2 protein-coding genes are annotated in these 3,163 nt (G+C 34.6%); one reads left to right on the forward strand and one right to left on the reverse strand.

The window, feature by feature from the left end:
• A partial coding sequence (locus ACIQZC_RS10285; protein ID WP_396139134.1) for an ATP-dependent Clp protease ATP-binding subunit occupies window positions 1–2,155 on the reverse strand: 2,155 nt, incomplete at its 3' end.
• A 257-nt stretch (window positions 2,156–2,412) separates the two neighbouring features.
• On the opposite strand from ACIQZC_RS10285, the gene ACIQZC_RS10290 reads away from it, so the two are divergent.
• The coding region (locus tag ACIQZC_RS10290) for a DNA gyrase subunit A (RefSeq protein ID WP_396139135.1) at window positions 2,413–3,163 on the forward strand (751 nt) is incomplete at its 3' end.

Here is a 3,163-nt window from a genome sequence, read left to right on the forward strand (position 1 = left end):
AATGTTCATCGGTTTGAGCATTTTTAGCTGCAGTGCCAAATCCAACTCCTGTTCCAAAATCTTTTAATTGACGTGCACCAACGTTTGAAGTCATGATGATAATAGTGTTACTAAAATCAATTTTTCGTCCTAAACTATCGGTTAAATAGCCATCATCTAGAACTTGCAACATCATATTGAACACATCTGGATGAGCTTTTTCAATCTCATCTAAAAGAACAACGCAATAAGGTTTTCTTCGCACTTTTTCGGTAAGTTGTCCACCTTCTTCATAGCCAACATAGCCTGGAGGCGCACCGACTAAACGTGAAATTGCAAATTTTTCCATGTATTCGCTCATGTCGATTCGTATTAAAGCATCTTCCGAATCGAATAATTCTTTTGCAATTACTTTAGCCAATTGTGTTTTACCTACACCTGTTTGGCCTAAGAAAATAAACGAGCCAATTGGCTTATTTGGATCTTTTAAACCAGCACGATTTCTTTGGATTGATTTTGCAATTTTTTGAACTGCTTCATCTTGTCCAATCACCTTACCTTTAATTAGTTCGGGTAAGTGAGCTAACTTATTACTTTCAGTCTGTGCAATACGATTTACAGGAATTCCTGTCATCATAGACACCACGTCAGCAACGTTGTCCTCGGTTACAATTACTTTATTATTTTTAGAATCTTCTTCCCATTGTTCTTGAGCAATTGCTAAATCTTTTTCAATTCGTTTTTCATCATCTCGAAGTTTAGCAGCTTCTTCATATTTCTGTTTTTTGACTACTGTATTTTTATGTTCTCTTACTTCTTCTAATTGTTTTTCTAATTCTAAGATTTGTTTCGGAACATCAATATTAATGATATGAACACGAGAGCCTGATTCGTCAAGTGCATCAATTGCTTTGTCAGGAAGAAAACGATCGGTCATATAACGATTGGTTAGTTTTACACACGCTTCAATTGCTTCTGGTGTATAAATTACGTTATGATGATCTTCATATTTTGATTTAATATTATTTAAGATGATAATGGTTTCCTCAACTGTTGTTGGCTCTACAATTACTTTTTGAAAACGTCTCTCTAAAGCACCGTCTTTTTCAATGTATTGACGGTATTCATCTAAAGTTGTTGCTCCTACACATTGAATTTCGCCTCGAGCTAAAGCGGGTTTAAACATATTTGATGCATCAAGTGAACCTGTTGCTCCACCAGCACCTACGATAGTGTGAATTTCATCAATAAACAAAATGATGTCGTCGTTTTTTTCAAGCTCGTTCATCACGGCTTTCATTCGCTCTTCAAATTGCCCGCGGTATTTTGTTCCGGCTACTAAGCTCGCTAAATCTAATGTTACAACTCGTTTGTTGAATAAGTTGCGCGACACTTTCTTTTTAATTATTCGTAATGCTAAACCTTCAGCAATAGCTGATTTTCCAACGCCAGGTTCGCCGATTAATAAAGGATTATTCTTTTTTCTTCGGCTTAAAATTTGTGAAACACGTTCGATTTCTTTTTCACGACCAACAACGGGGTCTAATTTACCTTCTTCGGCCATTTCAGTTAAGTCACGACCAAAGTTATCTAAAACCGGGGTTTTCGATTTTTTATTGGTTTTATTTCCAGAAGATGGAGAATTAAAGCCATTATCTTTTAAACTGTCATCTTGTCCTGAATCTTCGTTAAAGGATTCTGCTTTTGGTAAATTTTCTAAATAATCATCTTCGTTTGTCATCATGGCAGTATATTGTTCTTTAACGGTTTCGTAATCAATTTTAATTTTGTGAAGCAATTTGGTGGTAGGGTCATTTTCGTTTCTAAGAATACAAAGCAATAAATGAGCCGTACTAATTTCAGAACTATTAAACAATTTTGCTTCAAGGAACGTAGTTTTTAAAGCTCGTTCGGCTTGTCTAGTTAAATGTAAATTTTTCTTTTCAATATTTTGAATTCCATTTGGATTTGCAGGACTCAATATTTCCACCTTTTTTCTTAGGTGCGAAAAATCAACTGCAAGATTATTTAAAATGGAGATAGCCGTACCGTTTCCATCACGAAGAATACCCAACATTAAATGCTCAGTACCAATGAAATCATGGCCTAAACGCAAGGCTTCTTCTTTACTGTAAGTAATTACATCTTTAACTCTTGGTGAAAAATTATCGTCCATACTGTAGCTATAAATATTAGTAAATATACAAAATCATTAAGGTAAAAACAAAAACCATACCTAACCTTTTATACAATATCGCTAAATGACAAAAAAAAAATGAAAAACAAAAGAAATCTAGTGTTGATTTATAACCAATTTGTAAACAAAATTGTTAATAAAATATCGAAATAAGTCTGTAAAAACACTTTATAAAAGTAGAAAAAGCTGTATATTGGCACGTTTTAGTACTAATTATAATTTTAATATAAATACTTATGTCAGAAGGAGAAAAGTTAATTCCTATTAACATAGAGGAGGAAATGAAATCAGCGTACATCGATTATTCGATGTCTGTTATTGTGTCACGTGCACTTCCTGATGTTAGAGATGGTTTAAAGCCAGTACACCGTAGAGTTTTGTACGGAATGTATGAATTAGGAGTTCTTTCGAACAGAGCCCACAAAAAGTCGGCAAGAATTGTTGGAGAAGTTTTAGGTAAATACCATCCCCATGGAGATACTTCAGTATATGATGCCATGGTGCGTATGGCTCAAGAATGGAGTTTACGTTATTTAATGGTTGACGGACAAGGAAACTTTGGATCGGTTGACGGTGATAGTCCTGCAGCAATGCGTTACACCGAAGCTCGAATGAAAAAGATTTCTGAAGAAATGTTGGCTGATATCGACAAAGAAACGGTTGATTTTCAATTGAACTTTGACGATACTTTGCATGAACCAACCGTAATGCCTACGAAAGTTCCTACCTTATTAATTAATGGTGCTTCAGGAATTGCAGTTGGTATGGCGACCAATATGGCTCCGCATAATTTAACTGAGGTAATTAATGGAACACTAGCTTACATTGATAATAATGAAATTGATATTGATGAATTAATTACTTATATTAAAGCACCTGATTTTCCAACTGGAGGAATTATTTATGGTTATGAAGGTGTTAGGGAAGCATTCAAAACAGGAAGAGGACGTATTGTTATGCGTGCAAAAGTAGGTTTTGAAGAAGTAA

It is taken from the genome of Flavobacterium sp. (assembly GCF_044338735.1).
Classification (GTDB): Bacteria; Bacteroidota; Bacteroidia; order Flavobacteriales; family Flavobacteriaceae; genus Flavobacterium.